Source organism: Cupriavidus sp. GW822-FHT06G04, assembly GCF_058799075.1.
The window spans coordinates 327,495-346,636 of record NZ_JBXALD010000006.1 but is presented as its reverse complement, the minus strand read 5'-3'; the positions used below and the strand labels follow the sequence as shown (position 1 = coordinate 346,636).

At 64.0% G+C, this 19,142-nt stretch carries 19 protein-coding genes and 1 tRNA gene; 5 read left to right on the top strand and 15 right to left on the bottom strand.

Annotated elements, in window-relative coordinates; genetic code table 11:
- Nucleotides 1-46: 46 nt before the first annotated feature.
- Nucleotides 47-1,246 (top strand): D-alanyl-D-alanine endopeptidase, encoded by a 1,200-nt coding sequence (gene pbpG, locus AC1RKI_RS16285; RefSeq protein WP_084004259.1) that lies wholly within the window; start codon nucleotides 47-49, stop codon nucleotides 1,244-1,246.
- 93 nt (nucleotides 1,247-1,339) lie between these two features.
- Here the strand turns inward: pbpG and AC1RKI_RS16280 are convergent, their stop codons facing one another.
- Nucleotides 1,340-2,125: an IclR family transcriptional regulator gene (locus tag AC1RKI_RS16280; protein ID WP_061959674.1), complete on the bottom strand. Its 786-nt coding sequence runs from the start codon at nucleotides 2,123-2,125 to the stop codon at nucleotides 1,340-1,342.
- Nucleotides 2,126-2,360: 235 nt separating this feature from the next.
- Between AC1RKI_RS16280 and AC1RKI_RS16275 the strand changes: the two genes are divergently transcribed.
- From AC1RKI_RS16275 to AC1RKI_RS16265, 3 genes are read left to right on the top strand one after another with little or no spacing between them, the layout of a single operon-like run.
- Nucleotides 2,361-3,086 (top strand): (Fe-S)-binding protein, encoded by a 726-nt coding sequence (locus AC1RKI_RS16275; RefSeq protein ID WP_061959673.1) that lies wholly within the window; start codon nucleotides 2,361-2,363, stop codon nucleotides 3,084-3,086.
- 44 nt (nucleotides 3,087-3,130) lie between these two features.
- Nucleotides 3,131-4,543 carry a LutB/LldF family L-lactate oxidation iron-sulfur protein gene (locus tag AC1RKI_RS16270; RefSeq protein ID WP_061959672.1) on the top strand — a complete coding sequence of 471 codons (1,413 nt, stop codon included), beginning with the start codon at nucleotides 3,131-3,133 and terminating at the stop codon, nucleotides 4,541-4,543.
- A complete protein-coding gene (locus AC1RKI_RS16265; RefSeq protein ID WP_061959671.1) occupies nucleotides 4,540-4,806 on the top strand; it encodes a hypothetical protein in 267 nt (88 codons plus the stop codon). Before AC1RKI_RS16270 ends, AC1RKI_RS16265 begins: the two co-directional genes overlap by 4 nt.
- A 79-nt stretch (nucleotides 4,807-4,885) precedes the next feature.
- Here the strand turns inward: AC1RKI_RS16265 and AC1RKI_RS16260 are convergent, their stop codons facing one another.
- From AC1RKI_RS16260 to AC1RKI_RS16245, 4 genes are all read right to left on the bottom strand, one after another.
- A complete protein-coding gene (locus AC1RKI_RS16260; protein WP_061959670.1) occupies nucleotides 4,886-5,680 on the bottom strand; it encodes an ABC transporter ATP-binding protein in 795 nt (264 codons plus the stop codon).
- A gap of 1 nt (nucleotide 5,681) precedes the next feature.
- Nucleotides 5,682-6,578 carry an ABC transporter permease gene (locus AC1RKI_RS16255; protein ID WP_061959669.1) on the bottom strand — a complete coding sequence of 299 codons (897 nt, stop codon included), beginning with the start codon at nucleotides 6,576-6,578 and terminating at the stop codon, nucleotides 5,682-5,684.
- Between the two features lie 100 nt (nucleotides 6,579-6,678).
- On the bottom strand, nucleotides 6,679-7,659 hold the full coding sequence (locus AC1RKI_RS16250; protein WP_492796263.1) for an ABC transporter substrate-binding protein: 981 nt from the start codon (nucleotides 7,657-7,659) through the stop codon (nucleotides 6,679-6,681).
- A gap of 358 nt (nucleotides 7,660-8,017) precedes the next feature.
- Entirely contained in the window at nucleotides 8,018-8,530 is a 513-nt protein-coding gene (locus AC1RKI_RS16245) for a cytochrome P460 family protein (RefSeq protein WP_084004258.1), read from the bottom strand.
- A 546-nt stretch (nucleotides 8,531-9,076) separates the two neighbouring features.
- Here AC1RKI_RS16245 and AC1RKI_RS16240 point away from each other — a divergent pair.
- Nucleotides 9,077-10,129, top strand: a complete 1,053-nt coding sequence (locus AC1RKI_RS16240; RefSeq protein WP_492919052.1) for a sensor histidine kinase — start codon at nucleotides 9,077-9,079, stop codon at nucleotides 10,127-10,129.
- A gap of 129 nt (nucleotides 10,130-10,258) precedes the next feature.
- Here AC1RKI_RS16240 and AC1RKI_RS16235 read toward each other — a convergent pair whose 3' ends face one another.
- The 10 genes from AC1RKI_RS16235 to boxA form a co-directional block, all read right to left on the bottom strand.
- Nucleotides 10,259-11,293 carry a quinone-dependent dihydroorotate dehydrogenase gene (locus AC1RKI_RS16235; protein ID WP_061959666.1) on the bottom strand — a complete coding sequence of 345 codons (1,035 nt, stop codon included), beginning with the start codon at nucleotides 11,291-11,293 and terminating at the stop codon, nucleotides 10,259-10,261.
- A gap of 86 nt (nucleotides 11,294-11,379) precedes the next feature.
- Entirely contained in the window at nucleotides 11,380-12,177 is a 798-nt protein-coding gene (locus AC1RKI_RS16230; protein ID WP_244787251.1) for an arginyltransferase, read from the bottom strand.
- A gap of 277 nt (nucleotides 12,178-12,454) precedes the next feature.
- On the bottom strand, nucleotides 12,455-14,245 hold the full coding sequence (locus AC1RKI_RS16225) for a glycoside hydrolase family 19 protein (protein WP_244787253.1): 1,791 nt from the start codon (nucleotides 14,243-14,245) through the stop codon (nucleotides 12,455-12,457).
- A gap of 9 nt (nucleotides 14,246-14,254) precedes the next feature.
- Nucleotides 14,255-14,530 carry a hypothetical protein gene (locus AC1RKI_RS16220; RefSeq protein WP_150978972.1) on the bottom strand — a complete coding sequence of 92 codons (276 nt, stop codon included), beginning with the start codon at nucleotides 14,528-14,530 and terminating at the stop codon, nucleotides 14,255-14,257.
- Nucleotides 14,531-14,922: 392 nt separating this feature from the next.
- Nucleotides 14,923-15,681 (bottom strand): leucyl/phenylalanyl-tRNA--protein transferase, encoded by a 759-nt coding sequence (gene aat / locus AC1RKI_RS16215; protein ID WP_222156415.1) that lies wholly within the window; start codon nucleotides 15,679-15,681, stop codon nucleotides 14,923-14,925.
- Nucleotides 15,682-15,705: 24 nt separating this feature from the next.
- Nucleotides 15,706-16,290, bottom strand: a complete 585-nt coding sequence (locus AC1RKI_RS16210) for an NUDIX hydrolase (protein ID WP_061959661.1) — start codon at nucleotides 16,288-16,290, stop codon at nucleotides 15,706-15,708.
- A gap of 193 nt (nucleotides 16,291-16,483) precedes the next feature.
- Nucleotides 16,484-16,560, bottom strand: a tRNA-Met gene (locus AC1RKI_RS16205).
- 110 nt (nucleotides 16,561-16,670) lie between these two features.
- Nucleotides 16,671-17,435 carry an RES family NAD+ phosphorylase gene (locus AC1RKI_RS16200; protein ID WP_244787259.1) on the bottom strand — a complete coding sequence of 255 codons (765 nt, stop codon included), beginning with the start codon at nucleotides 17,433-17,435 and terminating at the stop codon, nucleotides 16,671-16,673.
- Nucleotides 17,395-17,784, bottom strand: coding sequence for an antitoxin Xre/MbcA/ParS toxin-binding domain-containing protein (locus AC1RKI_RS16195; protein WP_150978974.1), 390 nt, complete (start codon nucleotides 17,782-17,784; stop codon nucleotides 17,395-17,397). The genes AC1RKI_RS16200 and AC1RKI_RS16195 overlap by 41 nt, the downstream gene beginning before the upstream one ends.
- A gap of 98 nt (nucleotides 17,785-17,882) precedes the next feature.
- Nucleotides 17,883-19,130: a benzoyl-CoA 2,3-epoxidase subunit BoxA gene (gene boxA, locus AC1RKI_RS16190; protein WP_227459573.1), complete on the bottom strand. Its 1,248-nt coding sequence runs from the start codon at nucleotides 19,128-19,130 to the stop codon at nucleotides 17,883-17,885.
- Nucleotides 19,131-19,142 lie beyond the last annotated feature (12 nt).

Genomic DNA, 19,142 nt, shown 5'->3' with positions numbered 1-19,142 from the left:
TAATTTCCTAAACTAGCGCCATTCCGCACCCCGCGCTGAACAGATCATGTTCCGGACCGATTCCGTTATGTCCCGACTCTTTGGCCTTCCCGAATTGACCGCCCTTGCCACGTCGGCACTGGTAAGCGCTGCCCTGTTGGCAACGCCGGTCGCGTACGCAGCGACGAAGTCGACTGCGACGAAATCCACTGCAACTAAATCGTCGGCTAAAAAGACCGAAAAAGCGTCGAAAACAAAGAAAACCGTCGCTTCGTCGGCGGTGACGACGAGTCCTCGCAAGGTGATCGTCGTCAAGAACGGCAAGCGCACAGTGGTGGCCAGCCGCGCTGCGCCGGTGCGCGCGGCGTTCGTGCCGGCCAAGCCTTCGCTGGGTGAGGCAATGGGATTGCGCGATACCGATGACGCGTTGTCGCTGCGGTCATCGGTCGCGTTGGTGATGGACCAAAACACCAACGAGGTCCTGTTTCAGAAAAACCCGACGGCCGTGCTGCCGATTGCGTCGATCACAAAGCTGATGACGGCGCTGGTGGTGATGGATTCGCATCTGCCGATGGATGAAATGCTGACCGTGTCCGAAGAAGATCGCGACACGGAAAAGCACAGCAGCTCGCGCCTGCGTTTCGGCACCACGCTGACGCGCCACGAAATGCTTCTGCTTGCGCTGATGTCTTCGGAAAATCGCGCAGCTTCGGTACTGGGCCGCAGCTATCCGGGCGGCCTGCCGGCTTTTGTCAGCGCGATGAACAAGAAGGCGCGCGAGCTGGGCATGAACGACAGCCACTTCGTCGATTCGAGCGGCCTGTCGAGCAGCAATGTGTCGAGCGCGATGGATCTTGCTCGCCTCGTCAACGCGGCATACCGCAATCCGACCATCCGCGAGTTCTCGACCCAGACCGAGCATGAGGTGAACGTGCTGGGCCGCACGCAGCATTACGTCAGCACCAACCGCCTGGTGCGCGGCGGCAACTGGGAGATCGGCCTGCAGAAGACTGGCTATATTTCCGAAGCCGGCCAGTGCCTGGTCATGCAGACGCGCGTCAACGATCGCAATGTCGTGATGGTGTTCCTGGATTCGGTCGGCAAGCTGTCGCGCTTTGCCGATGCCACGCGCGTGCGTAGCTGGCTTGAGCATCAATCACCTTCGGCGGGCGGCCAACCGCGCCCTTTCCCGTCGACGCCCAATCTTACGCAGGGTCCTAAATCCCCTGCGGCGATCCTGGCATCGCAGCAGTCGCGCGGCACCTGAGCATTTGCCGTTGCGCATGGAAAACGCGCCGTCGGGCTCTCGCCCCCGGCGCGTTCTTTTTTGGTGCCAACGGTTGCGCCGGCCGCGGCGCGATCAGGCGGCCGATTCCTGTACGTAGCCCATACCGCGCGAGATTTGCAGCGCCGTGTCCTTCAGGTTCTGGAGCCAGCTGTCCTGCAGGCGATCGGCGGGCGCCGAAAGTGAGAGTCCCGCAACCAGCCGACGCGAGTCGTCGTAGATACCCGCTGCGATGCAGCGCACGCCGAGTTCGAGTTCCTCGTTGTCACGCGCATAGCCGTTCGTGCGCACCCAGCTGAGCTCGCGCTCGAGTTTGGCGATGTCGGTGATCGATGTGCGCGTATGTCCGGCCAGGCCCGTGCGCGTGGCGTAGTTGCGCACGCGCGAGGCCTCGTCGGCGGCGAGGAACAGCTTGCCCACCGACGTCAGGTGCAACGGCGCGCGGCCGCCAATCGCGCGCACCACCTGCATTCCCGAGCGCTCGCTGTAGGCCCGCTCGATATAGACGATTTCGTCGCCCTGACGCACCGACAAATTGACGGTCTGCCCGGTGACGCGATGTAGCGCGCGCATCGGCGCCAGCGCCGCATCGCGCACCGACAGACGCGCCTTCACCAGATTGCCCAGCTCCAGCAGCCGCATCCCCAGGCGATAGCTACCTGGATCGGAGCGGTCGACAAAACGGCACGCGACCATATCGTTCAGAATGCGGTGCGCCGTGGACGGGTGCAGGCCGGTGGCCAGCGATAATTCCTTCAGGCTGACGGGATCCGCGTGCTGGGCGAGCGCGTCCAGCAGCGTCATCATGCGCTCGATCACCTGGATCGAGGTCTTGCCGGGTGACTTGTCTGCTTCTGCCATGTGAAAAATGTTGCCGTGCGGCAAATTAAGCGTTTGCCTGATTCTATCTCGCATTGTGAAAATTTCAACTGATGAAACGTAATTTCCGAGATTTCCTTCGAGACATGACGGTTGCCATGGATGCTGCATGAAGCGCATTTCGCGCGGCGCTGAACAAGATTGCGGCGCGCAATGCGCGCAGTCCCGGACCGAGGGCGCATAATTGCGACGTTTCAGGGTCTGGAAAAGGGAAGCAATGCGGATCGGACTATTCGCCACCTGTCTGGTGGACCTCATGCGGCCGGAAATCGGCTTCTCGGTGCTGAAATTGCTGGAATCCGCCGGCTATGAGGTCATGGTGCCCGAGGCCCAAACCTGCTGCGGACAGCCGGCGTACAACTCTGGCGAGCGTGCCGTGTCGCGCGATCTCGCCGAAAAATTCCTGCGTGAGTTCGAGATGTTCGACTACGTCGTCGTGCCGTCGGGCTCCTGCGGCGGGATGATCCGCCAGCATTATCAGGACCTGCTGCGCGACGATCCGGAACTGCACGGCCGGTATGAGAAATTGCGCGAACGCGTGTATGAATTGACCGATTTCCTGGTCAACGTCGCCCGGATCGACAGTTTCGATTCCGGCTTTACCGGCCATGTCACCTATCACGATTCGTGCTCGGGATTGCGCGAACTCGGCGTCAAGCAGCAACCGCGCGAATTGCTTGGCAAGCTGCCCGGCGTGCAGTTGACTGAGATGAAAGACTGCGAGGCGTGCTGCGGATTCGGCGGAACGTTTTCGGTCAAGTACGGCGACATCTCCACGGCGATCGTCGACGAGAAGTGCGCCAATATCAAGGCTAGCGGCGCCGACGCCGTGGTGCTTGGCGACCTGGGCTGCATCCTCAATATCGAAGGCCGCCTGCGCCGATCCGGCGATACTGGTACGCGTGTGCTCCATATCGCGCAGGTTCTGGCCGGCGACGCCTGATACGCCAAAACGCGCAGCCGCCAAGCAATAGAGAGAGCCCCACGATGCAAGTGCACAGCATGGAATTCAAGGCGCGCGCCGGACAGAAACTGGCCGACCAGCGTCTGCAGCAAAACCTCAAGAAGCTATCGACGAAATTCGTGACCGCGCGCGCCGATGCCATGCGCGATATCGATTTCGACGCGACGCGCGCAGCCTTGAAAGAGCGCCGCAATCGCGCACTGGAAAATCTCGACGTCTGGCTGGCCACCTTTGAAGAAAACGCGACGAAGCGCGGCGCTACGGTGTTGTTTGCCGAGACCACCGCCGATGCCGCGCGTCTGGTGGCGGAGATCGCGCAGAAGCACGGGGTGAAGAAGGTCATCAAGAGCAAGTCGATGGTGACCGAGGAGATGCGCCTGAACCAGGTGCTGGGCGAGATGGGCGTGCAGAGCATCGAGACCGATCTCGGCGAGTACATCCTGCAGATCAACGACGCCGAGCCGCCGTCGCACATCATCGCGCCGGTGATCCACAAGGACAAGGACGAGATTGCCGACCTGTTCGCCAAGGTTCACAACAAGCCGCGCCTGACCGACATTCCCGAAATGACGCGCGAAGCGCGCGAAGTGCTGCGACCGGAATTCCTGTCCGCCGACATGGGTGTGACGGGCGGCAACTTCATCATCGCCGAGACGGGCTCGGTGGCCGTGGTCACCAACGAAGGAAACGAGGGCATGTGCACGATCATGCCGCGCGTCCACGTGGCCGTGACCGGGATCGAAAAGGTGCTGCCCACGCTTGAGGACCTGGCGACGGTCATGCGGCTGCTGCCGCGCTCCGCGACCGGCCAGGCCATTTCGAACTATTTCTCGCTGCTGACCGGACCGCGTGCCGAAGGCGAACGCGACGGCCCCGAGCACATGTACTTCGTGCTGGTCGATGGCGGCCGTAGCGGCCTGATCGGTGGCGAATTCCAGGAGATGTTGCGCTGCATCCGCTGCGGAGCATGCATGAACCACTGCCCGGTCTACCAGAAGATCGGCGGTCACGCGTACGGCTGGGTCTATCCAGGACCGATGGGCAGCGTGCTGACACCGAGCTATGTGGGCCTGGCCAATGCGGTGGATTTGCCGCAGGCTGCCACGCTGTGCGGCGAGTGCAACCGCGTGTGTCCGGCTTCGATTCCGCTGTCCGATCTGCTGCGCAAACTGCGCGAAAAACAGATGGAACGGCATCTTCGCCCGTGGCAGGAGCGCATCGCGCTGCAGGTCTGGGGCTATGTCGCGCGCCGGCCCGAACTGTATGCGTTGATGACGCGCATCGGCGCGCGCATTCTGTCGCGCATGGGCGGGCGCGCCCGGCTTATCGCCAGTCTGCCGATGGCAGGCAAGGGCTGGACCGATACCCGCGACATGCCCGCGCCGAGCGGCCGCACGTTCCGCGAGCTTTACAAGGAAAGGAGGGCGCGTTCATGAGTGCCAATCGAGCCGTGCTGGACGCGATGCGCCAGACACTGGACGCCCATCTGGCGGGCGATCTGCCCGTCGGCGATCTGATCGCGCAGTGGCGGTCATCGGCGGCATCGCTGGAATTGCCGCCCGTGTTTGGCCAGGCGATGGAGGAATTGCTGCGCCGTCTGGAGATGTCGGCCGCGTTTGCGCAGGATAGCTGCTCATTCTCCAGCAGCGCCGTGACCGATCAGCTCAAGCGCTGGCTGGACAAGGCTGCGACGATCTGACGCGGTCGCGCGTATGTGAAAAGACCCGCTGCGCGTGCGCGGAGCGGGTCTTGTGCCGAGGCGGTGTCGATTAGCTCGATCAGCTTAGCAGCAGCGCGTCGTCGTCGAGTTGCTCATGCCGCGTCTGCTCGAACATCTTGAGCAGATCGGGCACATCGAGCCCCTTGCGTTGATCGCCCGACACATCGAGCACGACCTGACCCTGGTGCAGCATGACCGTGCGCTGGCCGTAGTCGAGCGCCTGGCGCATCGAGTGCGTCACCATCATCGTGGTCAGCTTGCTTTCCTCGACGATGCGCGCGGTCAGTTCCAGCACGAACGCGGCCGTCTTCGGATCCAGCGCCGCGGTGTGTTCGTCGAGCAGCAGGATGCGCGACGGCTGCAGCGATGCCATCAGCAGGCTCACCGCCTGACGCTGTCCGCCCGACAGAAGGCCGATGCGGTCAGTCAGGCGATTTTCGAGGCCCAGGTTCAGCAGGCGCAGCTTGTCGCGGAACAGCTCGCGCGACGTCTTGTTCAACGCCGGCCGGAAGCCGCGTCGCGAGCCGCGCGCCATGGCCAGCGCCATGTTTTCCTCGATCGTCAGCGCTTCGCACGTGCCCGCCATCGGGTCCTGGAACACGCGCGCCACCAGATGGGCGCGATCCCATGCCGGCTGGCGCGTGACGTCGGCGTCGTCGATCAGGATGCGGCCGCTGTCAATCATCGTGTCGCCGCTGACGGCGTTGAGGAAGGTCGACTTGCCGGCGCCATTCGATCCGATCACGGCCACGAACTGGCCCGCCGGGATTTCGAGGTTCAGGCCGCGTAATGCGCGGTTTTCGATCGGCGTGCCCGGGTTGAAGGTGAGCTTCAGGTTTTCAGCGCGCAACATGTCAGGCACCTCCGTTCTTGCGGGCGAACAGCTTCTTGCGCGTGGCCGGTAGGACCAGCGCCAGCGTGACCAGGGCCGCCGTCACCAAGTTCAGATCCTGCGCCTTCAGGCCGATGAATTCCGAGTTCAGCGCCAGGGCGATGAAGAAGCGGTAGAGGATCGCGCCGATCACCACGGCCAGCGTGACGAAGACCAGGCGACGCGCCGGGATGATCGTTTCGCCGATGATCACGGCAGCCAGGCCGATCACGATCGTGCCGATGCCCATCGAGATATCCGAGCCGCCTTGCGTCTGCGCGAACAGCGCGCCCGCCAGCGCGACCAGCGCATTCGACAGCGCCATGCCGGCCAGCGTGGCGCGGCCGGTCGGCACGCCCTGCGCGCGCGCCATGCGTGGATTTGCGCCGGTAGCGCGCATGGCAAGGCCCAACTGCGAGGAGAAGAACCAGTCCAGCGCAAGTTTCGCCAGCACCACCACGACCAGCAGCACCACCGGGCGCAACACGTAATCGGGCATCCATTCCGGCTGCAGGATCGTGAAGATCGTCGGCTCGGTAATCAGCGGCACGTTGGGACGGCCCATGATGCGCAGATTGACCGAGTACAGCGCGATCATCATCAGGATACTGGCCAGCAGATCCATGATCTTCAGCCGCACATTGAGCCATCCCGTGACGAAGCCGGCCATCGCGCCAGCCACGATCGCCACCAGCGTGGCGACGAACGGATCCTGGCCCGCGGCGATCAGCGTGGCGGCTACCGCGCCGCCCAGCGGAAAGCTGCCGTCAACGGTCAGATCGGGAAAATTGAGGATGCGAAACGAAATCAGCACCCCGAGCGCCACGAGGCTGAAGATCAGGCCGATCTCCAGGGCGCCCAGCAGGGAAAAGAGGGACATGGGGAAAAATCCTTTGCAGGCCGACCGGCCGGCCCGGATAGGGCCTTGGGGGGCGCTTCAGGCCGCGCGCCACGGGTGGGGCGCGCGGCATCCGGCGGTATTACTTGATGACGGTCTTGGCTTCCTTGATCAGATCCGGGGACAGCGTCACGCCTTGCTTTTCGGCGGCGCCCGTGTTCACGAACAGTTCAAGGTTGTCGGAGGTCTGCGAGGCAATCGCGCCGGGCTTCTCGCCCTTCAGGATGCGCACGACGATCTTGCCGGTCTGGTGGCCCAGGTCGCCGTAGTTGATGCCCAGCGCGGCGATGGCGCCACGCTTGACGCTATCCGTGTCGGCGGCAACCAGCGGGATCTTCGATTCGTTGGCCACCTTGACCAGCGATTCGTAGGCCGACACCACGTTGTTGTCGGTGTTCGTGTAGATCACGTCGACCTTGCCGATCAGGCTCTTGGCGGCCGGTCCGATATCGACAGTGCGCGGTGCGGCTGCTTCTTTCAGCGACATGCCCTGCTTGGCCAGCAGATCCTTCAGTTCCTTGACCACCACGACCGAGTTGGCTTCGCCCGGGTTGTAGACCATGCCGACGGTCTTGGCCTTCGGCACCACGCGCTTGATCAGCGATACCTGCTTGTCCAGCGGCAGCTTGTCCGAGACGCCCGTCACGTTGGTGCCCGTGGCGCTCCACGACTTGACCAACTGAGCGGCGACCGGATCGGTCACGCCCGAGTACACCACCGGCACGGTCTTGGTGGCGGCAACGACGGCCTGGGCCGACGGCGTGGCGATGGCAACGATCGCGCTGGGCTGGTCGCCGACAAACTTGCGGGCGATCTGCGCGGCGGTGCCCGGATTGCCCTGGGCGCTCTGGTATTCCCACTTCAGGTTCTTGTCGGCTTCGTAGCCGGCGGTCTTCAGTTCGTCGCGTACGCCGTCGCGGATGGCGTCGAGCGCAGGGTGATCCACGATCGACAGGACCTTCACGGTTGCCGTCTGGGCCTGCACGGCGCCGCCGTAGAGCAGGGCCAGCGCTACCGCGCTGCCGAGGATGGTTTGAGTGGTGGATGCCTTCAGACGCAGCATGTAATTGTTCTCCCCCGAAGAATCGGTGCTTTCAGTCAGCCGCAAGCAGTACGACGACCGTCCTGGCGGGCCGCCGCAGACAACCGAGTGTTGCTGCGAGCCCGGCCGGTCCGGAAGCGGGGCGGCGCGCCCGGCGGCAGGTGCGGGCACGCGCGAAAGTCGCTTCGGATGCGACGGCGCGAAGCCTGCGAGGATACCATTTTCACCGTCAGCATGGCTCTCTTTTAGTGCTGCACGGCGGCATATCCTGCCGAAAAACGCTACTGGAGGGGAGTGCTACCGCAAATTATTGCGGCAAAGTGCCGATTTTGGCGGGTTTTCGCTCCTTGGCGCCGCCGAGCTCCGACTACAAATTGCGTCACGGCGCAAGGCGGGTAAACACATAGTCGCGGTCCTTCACGCGAGCGGCGTGGCAGGCGAAACAAGTCTGATGCTGCGCCTCGTCCACCGGCTTGCCGTTGACGAAGCGCCCGTATCCCCAGCCGCCCGACGCTGCGTACTTCTTCGAATCCTTGACCATCACCTGCACGGTGGTCGCCTGCGCCGGCACCAGCGCGGATTCAAATTCCGGAGACTGCGTGTATTTCCATGCAAGCTTGACCAGCACCGCGCCGTCCGGGAACGGCAACTGGCCGCGCTGGTAGGCATCGATCGCGATCTGGTTGCCGACCACCGCGCGCAACTCGTTGAGCGGCGCGCCTTCCAGCGCAGGGCCTACCAGTTGCCATTTGCGATAGCCCTCCGGAACTGTGACGCCGTAGATCGGCGAGGCGTTGTCGCTGGGCGACGGTTTTTCGGCGGCGCTCGTGGCCGCGGCCGAGAGCGCGGCGGCGGCAGTCAGGATGATCGCGGCGATGTGCTGCGGTGTCATGGTCGTTCCTTGGGAAAGTTGATCGCGTTGCCATTGGGACGCAGCCATGTATTGCGGATATGTCGCCGTCCGCGGGAGCGCGTATCAGGATGCGTCGAAACAGCGTGGTGACACATACGGATACAAAACAGGCAATCGAAAAGCGTGGCGTCGAGCCCGCCATCTGCGGCAATCAGGCGCTCGCCCGTCGCGACTATCCCTGGGTATGACTGTCCCTCTACCTGCGTATGCGACGGGCAATTCCGGGCCTTGTGTTCGATATGTTGTCGTCGCGTTTTCACTGGCCGCAGCACGTCGTCCAACTATTTGCACCATGCCGGATGCCCCCGTTCTGCCGCGTCCGTAGCGGCGAGGCAAGGGCATGCGCAAGTCGAACGCGCTTAATGATGGATCTGGTCGCATGCGGCAGGCACTGGACCTTCCCCGCGGGCTCCATGGAAGGACCTAAATCATCGTATAGGGTGTGTGAACCCGCGTCTGATGGCGGCTCGCACGCAAGCGTGGTGTCATGCATCGGAGCCGCCGGTGAAGCGGTAATGGAGAGCGATGATGACCATGCACCCGACAGCATCACAGCGCGCGAGCTTGCCATCCCATGCGCTGCGGGAGACCGGCGCGGCGGCACGCATGCGATGGTTTCGCGACGGTGTTGCCCGATATCGACGCTCGCCGGTGAAAGGTTCGATCGGGGTGGCGACATCGCTGACGACGGCGGGCTGGCTCGCCATCCACGGGCAGTTGGCCAGCATGCCGCTGGCGGTGGTCCTGGTCCTGTGCGGCGCGGCGCTCATGGTCGTGGCCGCGTTGTGCATCGCCCATGCGTTGGCGGTGCGCGCCGCGCTATCCCGATTGGCATCGACGATCCACCAGATGGCATCCGACGATACGAGCCGGTTTCTGACGCCGGAAGGTCCCGAGGTGGTCGCGCGCCTGATTCAGGCCATCAACGACGCGCGACGGCGCTGCGCGGAACGGGAAGCGGAACTGCTGGCGGTCCAGGCGTCTTATGCACACGATTTGCGCACCCCGATGACGCGCCTGATGCTGCGCTGCGAACTGGTTGACGATGCGCGGCTGCGCGCCGCAATCGAGCGCGATCTCGATGAAATGCGCGAGCTGGCCGAAGCCAGTTTGGCGTGTGCGCGGATGCAGGGACGCACGGTGCAGACGCTGCGGCAGGTCGACGCCGACAGGCTGCTCGAAGTCATGGTGGAAAACTACCGGGGCGCCGGTCGGGTGATCGAACTGGACGGAAAAATCGGTCGACCCGTGACAACATGTCCGCACGCGCTGCGTCGGATTCTTGCCAACCTGATCGACAATGCGCTGCGTTATGGCGACGATGCCCGGCTACTGGTGCGCATCGAGGCGCAGCGGCTGCATGTGGCGATTCTCGATTCTGGGCCGGGCATCGCGCCCACCCAGCTGGAGGCGGTCTTCATGCCGTGGTATCGCGTGCCGGATACGGCCGGGCGCGCGCCCGGCAGCGGCCTGGGGCTGTCGATCGCGCGGCGGCTGGCCCAGGCCATCCGTGCCGATCTGTGGCTGGAAAACCGCGCGGAAGGCGGCCTGGCGGCGCGCCTGACCCTGCCGCTCTGATCCGATCCGGGCGGCGGCCCCGCGGCGGCCGGATTGCCGCCAAGCCCGCCGCCAACTTGCCCGCCAAGGCCGCCGCGAACCCGTTTGCCCCGTTTGCCCCGCTCGACCCGCTTGACCCGCTTGACCCGCTTATTGCCGCAGCGCTGTCGCGCAATCGCGCACCAGCGTTGGGCCGCGATAGATCAGGCCGCTATAGACCTGTACCAGTTGCGCGCCCGCATCGATCTTGGCGCGCGCGCCGGCGCCGTCGAAAATGCCGCCGACGCCGATGATCGGCAACTCGTTGCCCACCACCTTGCGCAGCTCACGCACCACGCGCGTGGAGGCCTCGAAGACCGGGCGGCCGGACAGGCCGCCAGCTTCGTCGGCATGCGGCAGGCCCTTGACGGCATCGCGCGAAATCGTCGTGTTGGTGGCGATCACGCCATCGATGCGGTGCCGCACCAGCGCGTCGCCAATGTTGCGGATCTGGTCGTCATCGAGATCGGGCGCGATCTTCAGCGCCACGGGGACATAGCGCTTGTGCTGATCCGCCAGGCGCTGCTGCGCGGCCTTGAGGGTGGACAGCAGGCTGTCGAGTTCGCTGGCGCCCTGCAACTGGCGCAAGTTCTTGGTGTTCGGCGACGAGATATTCACCGTTACATAGCTGGCGTGCGGATAGACGCGCTCCAGACAATACAGGTAGTCGTCTGCTGCGCGCTCGATCGGCGTGTCGGCATTCTTGCCGATATTCAGGCCCAACACGCCGCCTTTGGCCTTCCAGCGCGACGCTTGCACATTGCGGATGAATGCGTCGACGCCGCCATTGTTGAAGCCCATGCGATTGATCAGCGCGTCAGCCTGTGGCAGGCGGAACATGCGCGGCCGCGGATTGCCCGGCTGTGCCCGCGGCGTGACCGTGCCCACTTCGATAAAGCCGAAGCCGAACGCCGCCAATCCGTCGATATACGCACCGTCCTTGTCCAGGCCCGCGGCCAGGCCGACGGGATTCGGAAAACGTATGCCCATCACGGTGCGTGGATCGTCGGCAATGCTGTTGCCGATGCACCCGGCCAGCCCCATGCGCTGCGCGCGCATCAGGTTGTTGAGCGTGAAATGGTGAGCGTCCTCCGCGTCCATCGAAAACAGGGCGGGGCGAAAAAGAGGGTAGAGCGCGTTGAGCACGGGTGGGGCGCGGCCGGCAGGCCGGCGAGAAGTCGGAACCAGGGCGGCATTGTATCCGCTCGGCCCGCTTGCCCCCGGGTTTCGGCTTATTCCTGGGCCGGGCCCGGCTCGGGCCGTCGCTGCGGTTCGGGCGCTGCCGCCGCACCCTCGAAGGCGTGCCACTGGTTGCCGGTCAGTACCTGCAGCGGCTGGAAACGCGCCTTGTAGGCCATCTTGCGGCTGTCGGCGATCCAGTAGCCGAGGTAGAGGTGGGGCAGCCCGAGTTCGCGCGTCTGGTTGATTTGCCAAAGGATGTTGTACGTCCCGTAGCTGGCGCCCTCGATGGTCGGATCGTAGAACGTGTAGACGGACGAGAGTCCGTCGTCCAGCACATCGATCATGCTCACCATGCGCAGCTTGCCGGCTTCGGCCGAACCGGGCGGTTCGCGAAACTCCACCAGGCGGGAATTGACGCGGCTTTGCAGCAGAAACTGTTCGTACTGGTCGCGACTGTCCTGATCCATGCCGCCGCCCGCGTGCCGCATCGACTGATAGAGCAGATACAGCGCGTAGTGCTCTTCGACATATGTCAGCGGCGCCACCAGCGCCTGTAACCGTTCATGCTGACGCCAGGCGCGGCGTTGGCTGCGATCGGGTTTGAACTGGTCGACCACCACGCGGCACGGCGTGCAGGCGCGGCATTCGTCGCAATAGGGTCGGTAGGTGAAGATTCCGCTACGCCGGAAGCCGGCGCGAACCAGCCGGGAATAGACATCAGCGTTGATCAGGTGCGCTGGCGTGGCCACTTGCGAGCGCGCCATGCGGCCTTCCAGGTAGCTGCAAGCGTACGGCGCCGTCGCATAAAACTGCAGCGCGGATAGCGGTAGTTCCTTCAGCTTGCTCATGACGTCGAATAGTGGCTGGCGCGGCCTTCCTTGGGACGCTGCGTCAGGGGCGCAGCCGGGGCGGGGGCGCGTCGGCGAGTCGGTCTTGTCTGGCAGTCTATCAGAGCGAAACAGGCCATGCCTGCATGCGATCGTGAGGGCGCCGCCCAGCGCGGCGGGAATGCAAACGGGGAATCCCGGTTGGGATTCCCCGTGCAATCGCTGCGAGGTCGGACGCCGCGCTCAACCTGCCCGGATCGACGTCCGCATGGCCCGGGCGATGAGCGCCGCGATCCCGTTACCAGCCGTAGTACGACTTCTGGTTGAAGCAGGTTGCGCTCTGGACTTTCTCGTTCGATTTGCTCGAGATCTTGTCATCCCAGATATTGGTGGCCGGCTTCACGCGCGTGACCTTAAGGTCAGGCATCTGGTCATTGAAGTACATGGCGAACGCGTTGTAGTACGACACGCGCTGCGGCGGACCGCCATGCCATGACGATGCCCCGTTGCATTCCAGACCGCCGTTGACGATGTTGATGATCGAGCCCAGCCGGAACGCCATGACGCCTTCGTCGGTGGTATCGCCAGGCGCCGTCGGGCCGTAGTTTTGGCCGTCGACCATGTAGCCGGCGCGCAGTTGGGGCAGTCCCTGATCGTTGCTGCTCTTGGAGATGTTGGTCACATCGCCGTACAGGACGTCGTGCGCGGATGGCTTGGCGCCTTGCGGCGTCATCCAGAACCAGATCCCCGACAGGATCGACAATTCGCCATTGGTTGCCACGTAGTCGGGACGCTTGAGAAGCGTGTCCTTTTCCGTGATCAGGCTCTTGAGCATGCCGTTCTTGTACAGCCACGACGAGAACGCGCCGTAGTTGTAGTTCCACGACAACTGGATGATGCCGCGGCCGTAGTACGAGCGGCCGGGAACTGGGGGATAGTCCGCCGAGCCTGTATCGACGTAGCCGATTGCCGAACTCACGCCGGTGGCGTCGGTCGTGTAGCCCACTTCCTCGACCCAGTAGAGACCGCCCTTCCAGACCTTGGTCGATTCGCCGTCTGCCGCGGTGTAGTCGACGATCCATGGCGCGGGCGCGCCGCTCCAGGATCCGGACGTCTCGCGTGCCGATTTGGCCCAGAAGGCGATGAATTCCTGTGCCTGCTGCTTGGCCGTGCCTTCGTTGAGGAACTGCTTGTAGCCGTTGATCTTGGCCCAGTTGTTGTATTCGAGAACCGCCTTGCGGAACGCCGTCAGCGTGAATACGTCGGTGCTGCCGTCGGCGCGGGCAAGCGTGGGATCGGTATTGCGCGTGCCGCCGGCGGTGTTGAACTTGCCGGAGCGCATCGGGAACAGCCAGTCCCACTGGACGTCGGTGACCTGGCGCAGGAAGGCGTAGCCCTCTGCCGGCAGTGTGCCGTTGTTCCAGACGTCCGGTGCGGGCAGCGTTGTTTCTTCAGACGGTTCCACGGGAATCACAGGGGGGACCACCGGGGTGTCGACGGGAAGTTCGCCCGAGCCGCCCTCGGTGGGCGGAATCTTGTCGATATCGTCGCTGCTTGCGCCGCTGCCGCTACCGCCGCTGGTGTCATCTGTGGGCGTGGGCGTGGGATCCTTGCCGCCGGACGGACATGTTGCCAGCGGTTGCCAAGGCGTTTCCCAGTCGTACGTGACAGCCGTGGCGGGATCGAAGCCTTGCGTCCAGTACTTGGCCTCGTAGCAGGCGTTGCTCTTGCTGACCTGCGATCCGCCAGCGTAGGCCGCATTGGCATTCCACTCCGGCACGCTTTCAATCACGGCGGCGCCAGAAGTCTCATCGGTGATTTCGGCCTTGCCGACCATTTTCCAGGGGCCGTCGTTGGGATAAAAACGCGGCGTTTCGCCCTGCGTCCACCACGAATTGACGAATGTCGCCGTCTTGATCTTGCCGTCGGCGTTTTCGGTATAGGTGACGTAATTGCCGGCGCTGTCGTAGGTTTTGCTGGGACTGTAATTCTCGTAAGAACCTGTGCCCGCGGCAAATGCGACCATGGCCAGTGGGCTGATAAGCAGTGCAGACAGGGAAACTGTCTTGAAGGTATTTCTGATTTTCATGGCAGCCGATTATTGATTGTGAATCGCCTCGCCGAGGCTGTTGTAGTTCTGAAGTGCCGCGTTGTATTTATCGGTGGTATTGCCGTTTTGATCGGCGGCGTAATTCGACTGGACGGCCACCGGTACCGTGGGCACCGTTTTCACCGTTTGCGGCGGGGTGTCGCCGCCGGCCGACGTGCCGGTGCCGCCGCTGTCGCCGCCGTCACCGCCGCATGCCGCCAGCAGGGCGGCGCACGATACTGCCGACATCAATCCCAGGGTGTGCTTTCGTGAAATGAATTTCATGTGAAATTCCAGATATGGATGTATGGAAAGTTGCCGAGGACGAGGGCTGCAGGAAAAATCGTTGGAAACGCGCTTTGGACTATCTGCAAAACCACAGGAATCAACTCGACAACGCCCGACAAGCCGGACTTCAGTCAGAATCTGCAAAGGGATATAATCTTGTAATGCCAGATTATCTGGAGATTGGCCGATGCCGACTTTTGGGCGCTGGTGAAATGTAAATCGGCAAGCCCGATTTGGATGTCGTTAATAGCTTAAAAGCGAGTGCGGCCGGCGGTGCGATGGCGCGCCGCGACGTAACGGCAGCGTCCCGATCGGGACGGCAGTCGACTAGATGTGTGGAAGACGAAATACGAAAGACGAAAAAGGGGCGCGTGACGCACCCCGGGGGGTCAGTCGAAGGTGGGGGTGGAAAGCGGCGGATGCGCCCAGCGCGCCAGCACCGACTTGTCGAAGCGCCAGGGGTTGATGTCCGGACTGGCGCTGGCCGTCTTCACGTGGGCTACAAAGTCTGCCCTGGGTATCGGCCGGGCGCCCAGCGAGGCCAGGTGCTCGGTTTCCTGCTGGCAGTCGATCATGGCCACAGCGTGCTGGGCGAGGAATGCACACAGGGCGGCCAATGCGATCTTGGAAGCGTCGGTGCGGTGGGCAAACATCGATTCGCCGTAGAACATGCGGCCCAGCGCTACGCCATAAAGGCCGCCCACGCGCGCGCCCTGATACCAAGTCTCCACCGAGTGCGCGAGACCGGCGCGATGGAGCACGCTGTAGGCATCGACGATCTCGTCAGTGATCCAGGTCCCGAGCTGCCCGTCGCGCGGCGTCATCGCGCAGGCGCGCATGACTGCCACAAAGTCGTCGTCGACACGAATTTCCCACGCCGGATCGCGCAGCACGCGCCGCAGCGTCTTGCGCAGCGAAAGCGACACCGCGAACGCCTCGGGCCGCAGCACCATGCGCGGGTCGGTGCTCCACCACAGCACGGGCTGGCCGTCCGAATACCAGGGGAAGATGCCCTGCCGGTACGCCAGCAGCAGACGCTGGGGCGTGAGGTCCCGGCTGGCCGCGAGCAGCCCCGGCGCGTCAGAGGCGGGGCCGAGCGCACGTTCGACCGGCGGAAACGGGTCGTGCGGGTCGAGCCAGGTGATCATGCGGGTAATCTGGCGCGGCCGCGCTCAGGGCGTGACCGTGGCGCGGCTCGTGAGCGGCCGCATCGGCTTGTCGATATCGAGTGTGTGCAGGCGGAAGTTGCCGTCGGCGATCCTGCCGGCCGCACGATCGGCAAAGAAGCAGCGCAGCGTATGAATGACGGTCGGGAAGGCCAGGTCGTCCCACGGCACGTCGGCTTCGTCGACCAGCTTCACTTCGAGGCTTTCCTCGCCCGGCGCGATATCCAGATCCTGCAGCCTGGCAAGATAGAACAGGTGCACCTGGTGGACGTGCGGCACGTTGAGCAGCGAGAACAATTCGCCCACTTCCACGCGCGCGCCGGCTTCCTCGAGGGTTTCGCGCGATGCGGCCTGCGCCGTGGTCTCGCCGATTTCCATGAAGCCCGCGGGCAGGGTCCAGAAGCCGTAGCGCGGCTCGATGGCGCGCTTGCAGATCAGGATCTTGTCTTCCCAGACCGGAATCGTGCCGACCACGTTGCGCGGATTGACGTAATGAATGGTGCCGCAGCCGTCGCATACGCTGCGCGGGCGGTTGTCGCCGTCAGGCACGCGCAACACAACCGCATGACCACAGTTCGAGCAGAATTTCATGGGGAGCGTCCGGGAAGAATGGCGCCAAGTGTATCACCGCGACGCGTGCCTGCCCGTGCTGGGCCATGCGCGCGGCCCGTGTCTTGCCAGGCGGCGGGACGCTGCCGCATGCCGCTTCGTCGGGAAGCGCAGATGCGCGCGGAAAACAAAAAACCCGCCAATGGCGGGTTTGCTGTGCGACGGGAAAATCGGTTGGTTGCGGGGGCAGGATTTGAACCTGCGACCTTCGGGTTATGAGCCCGACGAGCTGCCAGACTGCTCCACCCCGCGTCCGTCGAAGAAGTGATTATAGGTTAGCTGTTGGCGCAATGCAACAGAAACTTCACCCATCATCAAATTGCCACGCACACAAGCATTGGAGCGATCCTGGCGCCGAGCGTTCAACCCGTTTGCGGGCGATCTGTTGTGCGTCGCGGCAGGCCTTCCCACATCGCGCTTTCGAATTCGAAGCTGTCGCGCTGCTGCAGGTCGTCGCGCTGCCAGATCACGCGCTCGCGGCGCACCGTGAGCATCCACGTGGTGGTGGCCAGCGGCTGCGGCGGATCGAACGCGCGCGGGGAGAGCACCGCGGCGCAGACGCCGTGCCCGGGGTCGCGCACCGAAGCGTAGCGGATCAGGCCGACGCGCGCCTCGCGGGCGATCGCGGCAAATGCCTGGCAGGCGTCGTGATCGTCGGGATCGGCCCATTGCGACGCATCCTGCAGAAACGGTGGTGCGTCCAGCGCCACGCCCTCCGTTTTTACTCCCACTTGGAACAGCGTCTGTGGGCGCGCGTCGATGCGTGGCAGATCGGGGCAGTCGAGCAGAAAGCGCCAGCGCAGGTAACCGAGCTCCGCGCACGCGGTGCCGATGGTCTGGGCGCCATAGAACACGCCTGGGTCGTGGTTGCTGCGAAAGCGCGAGCCCGATGCGCTGGCCGGATAGCGAAACGGCGTGAATATCAGGTAGTGCAGATGACGTGCCTCAGGCGGCACGGCGGGCTTGCCGGCGTCCAGCACCGCCTCGAGCACCGCCTGTTCGTCGAGGCTGTCGACCAGCGGCATGGTCGATGCCACGTGCTGTGCCTCGACGGCGCGCCACAGCGTGAGCGCAAACGGCTTGCGCTCAGATGCGACCGCGGGTGGCGTCCAGGTAGTGAACGACACGGACCAAGCCCTCGGTGGTTCGGATCAGCTCCAGCGGCTTGCCGCCGAGCGCGAGATTGTCATGCGTCAGCCACAGCCGCGCCTGCTCGTCATGCCCCAGGATGGCGTCGAGCGAGCGGAACAGCCTGACGAACAGCACCGCGAATTCCCATTCCTTGCGATGCGTATCGAGTACATAGCCGCCCGAGGCCATGCGGGAAACCGAGGCGGTGCTGATGCCGAGCACGCTGGCGACGATGGCCTGGCTGATGCCAAGAAAGCCCGCCGCGCGCATGACGGCCTTAGTCAGCGTCACGCCGGGGTCGGGGCTGCCACCGGTTTCGGGCTGCGGGATTTGCCTCGATTGCATCGCCTCGCTCCTGTTTCTTGAGAAACATTATAGGAGCCCGATTTCAGTTGGGAAGACGCAAATCGCGGCGCGGCGCACACAACGCCCCCACGCGGTGGTCAGTAGGTTTCGATGTGCAGCCGCCCCTCCGCACGTAGTTGCGCCTCGATGTCGGGCCACGACTGCCCCGCCGCGGCGCAAACCTGCCCGAACGCTTCCAGCACGCCTTCCTCCATCCCCTTCAGCCCGCAGATGTAGACGTAGCCATGTGGATCGCCGAGCAGCGCTGCCACGCTTGCCGCAGCCTCGCGAATCGCATCCTGCACATAGCGCCGCGGCGCTTCGGGGTCGCGCGAGAAAGCGAAATGCATATCGAGGAAGTCTCGCGGCAGCTTCAGCAGCGGACCAAAGTAGGGCAGTTCGTGGCGGTTGCGCGCGCCGAAGAACAACAGCCGGCGTCCGCCAAAATCGGCCATGTTGCGTCGCATGCGTTCGGTCATGGCGCGCATGGGAGCGGATCCGGTGCCGGTGCAGATCATCATCACGCTCGCCTCGCGATGGTTGGGCATCAGGAAGGTGTTGCCGAACGGGCCCACCACCTCCACCTTGTCGCCCTTGCCCAGATCGCACAGGAAGTTGGACGCCACGCCGCGCACCGGATTGCCGTCGTGATCGCTCACCACGCGCTTCACGGTCAGCGCGAGGTTGTTGTAGCCGGGCCGCTCGCCGTCGCGTGGGCTGGCCACCGAATACATGCGGATGTAGTGCGGCTTGCCCGATTCGTCCACCCCGGGCGGCACCACGCCGATCGCCTGGCCCTCCAGCACCGGGAAAAAGTGGTTGCCGAAATCGAGCACGATGTGATGGATGTCGCTCGACGCATCGGCTTCGGTCAGACGGTAGTTACCGGCGACAGTCGCGGTCACCGGTGCGCGTACGCCGTGCAGGTTCACATATGGGTGCGCGGCCGACCACGGCGCCTTGGGCGACGTATGGCGGCTGGTCTGCACCTGCTGCACCGTCAGCGATTCCGGCGTCTGGGCGGCCTGCTCGACGGCCTGTCCGCTGGCCGCCGCCGCATCGATCTCGGCTTCGGGCAGCGGCACCTCGGCTGGCAGTTCGTCCCAGCCGAACTGGGCGTCGATGGAGTACGCCTGGCCCTTGAACATCGTGCGCCAGTTGTCGATGGCGCCGGTCGGGCAGGGCGACAGACATGCGCCGCAGCCGTTGCAGACGTCCGCCTTGACAACATAGTTGCGGTCGTCGTGCGTGATGGCATCGATCGGGCAGGTGTCTTCGCAAGTGTTGCAGCGAATGCAGATTTCCGGATCGATCAGATGTTGCTTGATGATGTCGGGGGCGCCCATGATCTTTGGTGT

Coding starts and splice junctions, on each gene's coding strand:
- AC1RKI_RS16255 (WP_061959669.1), bottom strand. CDS start 6,578: ATGTCCCTCTTTTCCCTGCTGGGCGCCCTGGAGATCGGCCTGATCTTC.
- AC1RKI_RS16250 (WP_492796263.1), bottom strand. CDS start 7,659: ATGCTGCGTCTGAAGGCATCCACCACTCAAACCATCCTCGGCAGCGCG.
- AC1RKI_RS16245 (WP_084004258.1), bottom strand. CDS start 8,530: ATGACACCGCAGCACATCGCCGCGATCATCCTGACTGCCGCCGCCGCG.
- AC1RKI_RS16220 (WP_150978972.1), bottom strand. CDS start 14,530: ATGAAATTCATTTCACGAAAGCACACCCTGGGATTGATGTCGGCAGTA.
- AC1RKI_RS16210 (WP_061959661.1), bottom strand. CDS start 16,290: ATGAAATTCTGCTCGAACTGTGGTCATGCGGTTGTGTTGCGCGTGCCT.
- pbpG (WP_084004259.1), top strand. CDS start 47: ATGTTCCGGACCGATTCCGTTATGTCCCGACTCTTTGGCCTTCCCGAA.
- AC1RKI_RS16230 (WP_244787251.1), bottom strand. CDS start 12,177: ATGAGCAAGCTGAAGGAACTACCGCTATCCGCGCTGCAGTTTTATGCG.
- AC1RKI_RS16280 (WP_061959674.1), bottom strand. CDS start 2,125: ATGGCAGAAGCAGACAAGTCACCCGGCAAGACCTCGATCCAGGTGATC.
- AC1RKI_RS16275 (WP_061959673.1), top strand. CDS start 2,361: ATGCGGATCGGACTATTCGCCACCTGTCTGGTGGACCTCATGCGGCCG.
- AC1RKI_RS16270 (WP_061959672.1), top strand. CDS start 3,131: ATGCAAGTGCACAGCATGGAATTCAAGGCGCGCGCCGGACAGAAACTG.
- AC1RKI_RS16265 (WP_061959671.1), top strand. CDS start 4,540: ATGAGTGCCAATCGAGCCGTGCTGGACGCGATGCGCCAGACACTGGAC.
- AC1RKI_RS16225 (WP_244787253.1), bottom strand. CDS start 14,245: ATGAAAATCAGAAATACCTTCAAGACAGTTTCCCTGTCTGCACTGCTT.
- aat (WP_222156415.1), bottom strand. CDS start 15,681: ATGATCACCTGGCTCGACCCGCACGACCCGTTTCCGCCGGTCGAACGT.
- boxA (WP_227459573.1), bottom strand. CDS start 19,130: ATGGGCGCCCCCGACATCATCAAGCAACATCTGATCGATCCGGAAATC.
- AC1RKI_RS16195 (WP_150978974.1), bottom strand. CDS start 17,784: ATGCAATCGAGGCAAATCCCGCAGCCCGAAACCGGTGGCAGCCCCGAC.
- AC1RKI_RS16240 (WP_492919052.1), top strand. CDS start 9,077: ATGATGACCATGCACCCGACAGCATCACAGCGCGCGAGCTTGCCATCC.
- AC1RKI_RS16260 (WP_061959670.1), bottom strand. CDS start 5,680: ATGTTGCGCGCTGAAAACCTGAAGCTCACCTTCAACCCGGGCACGCCG.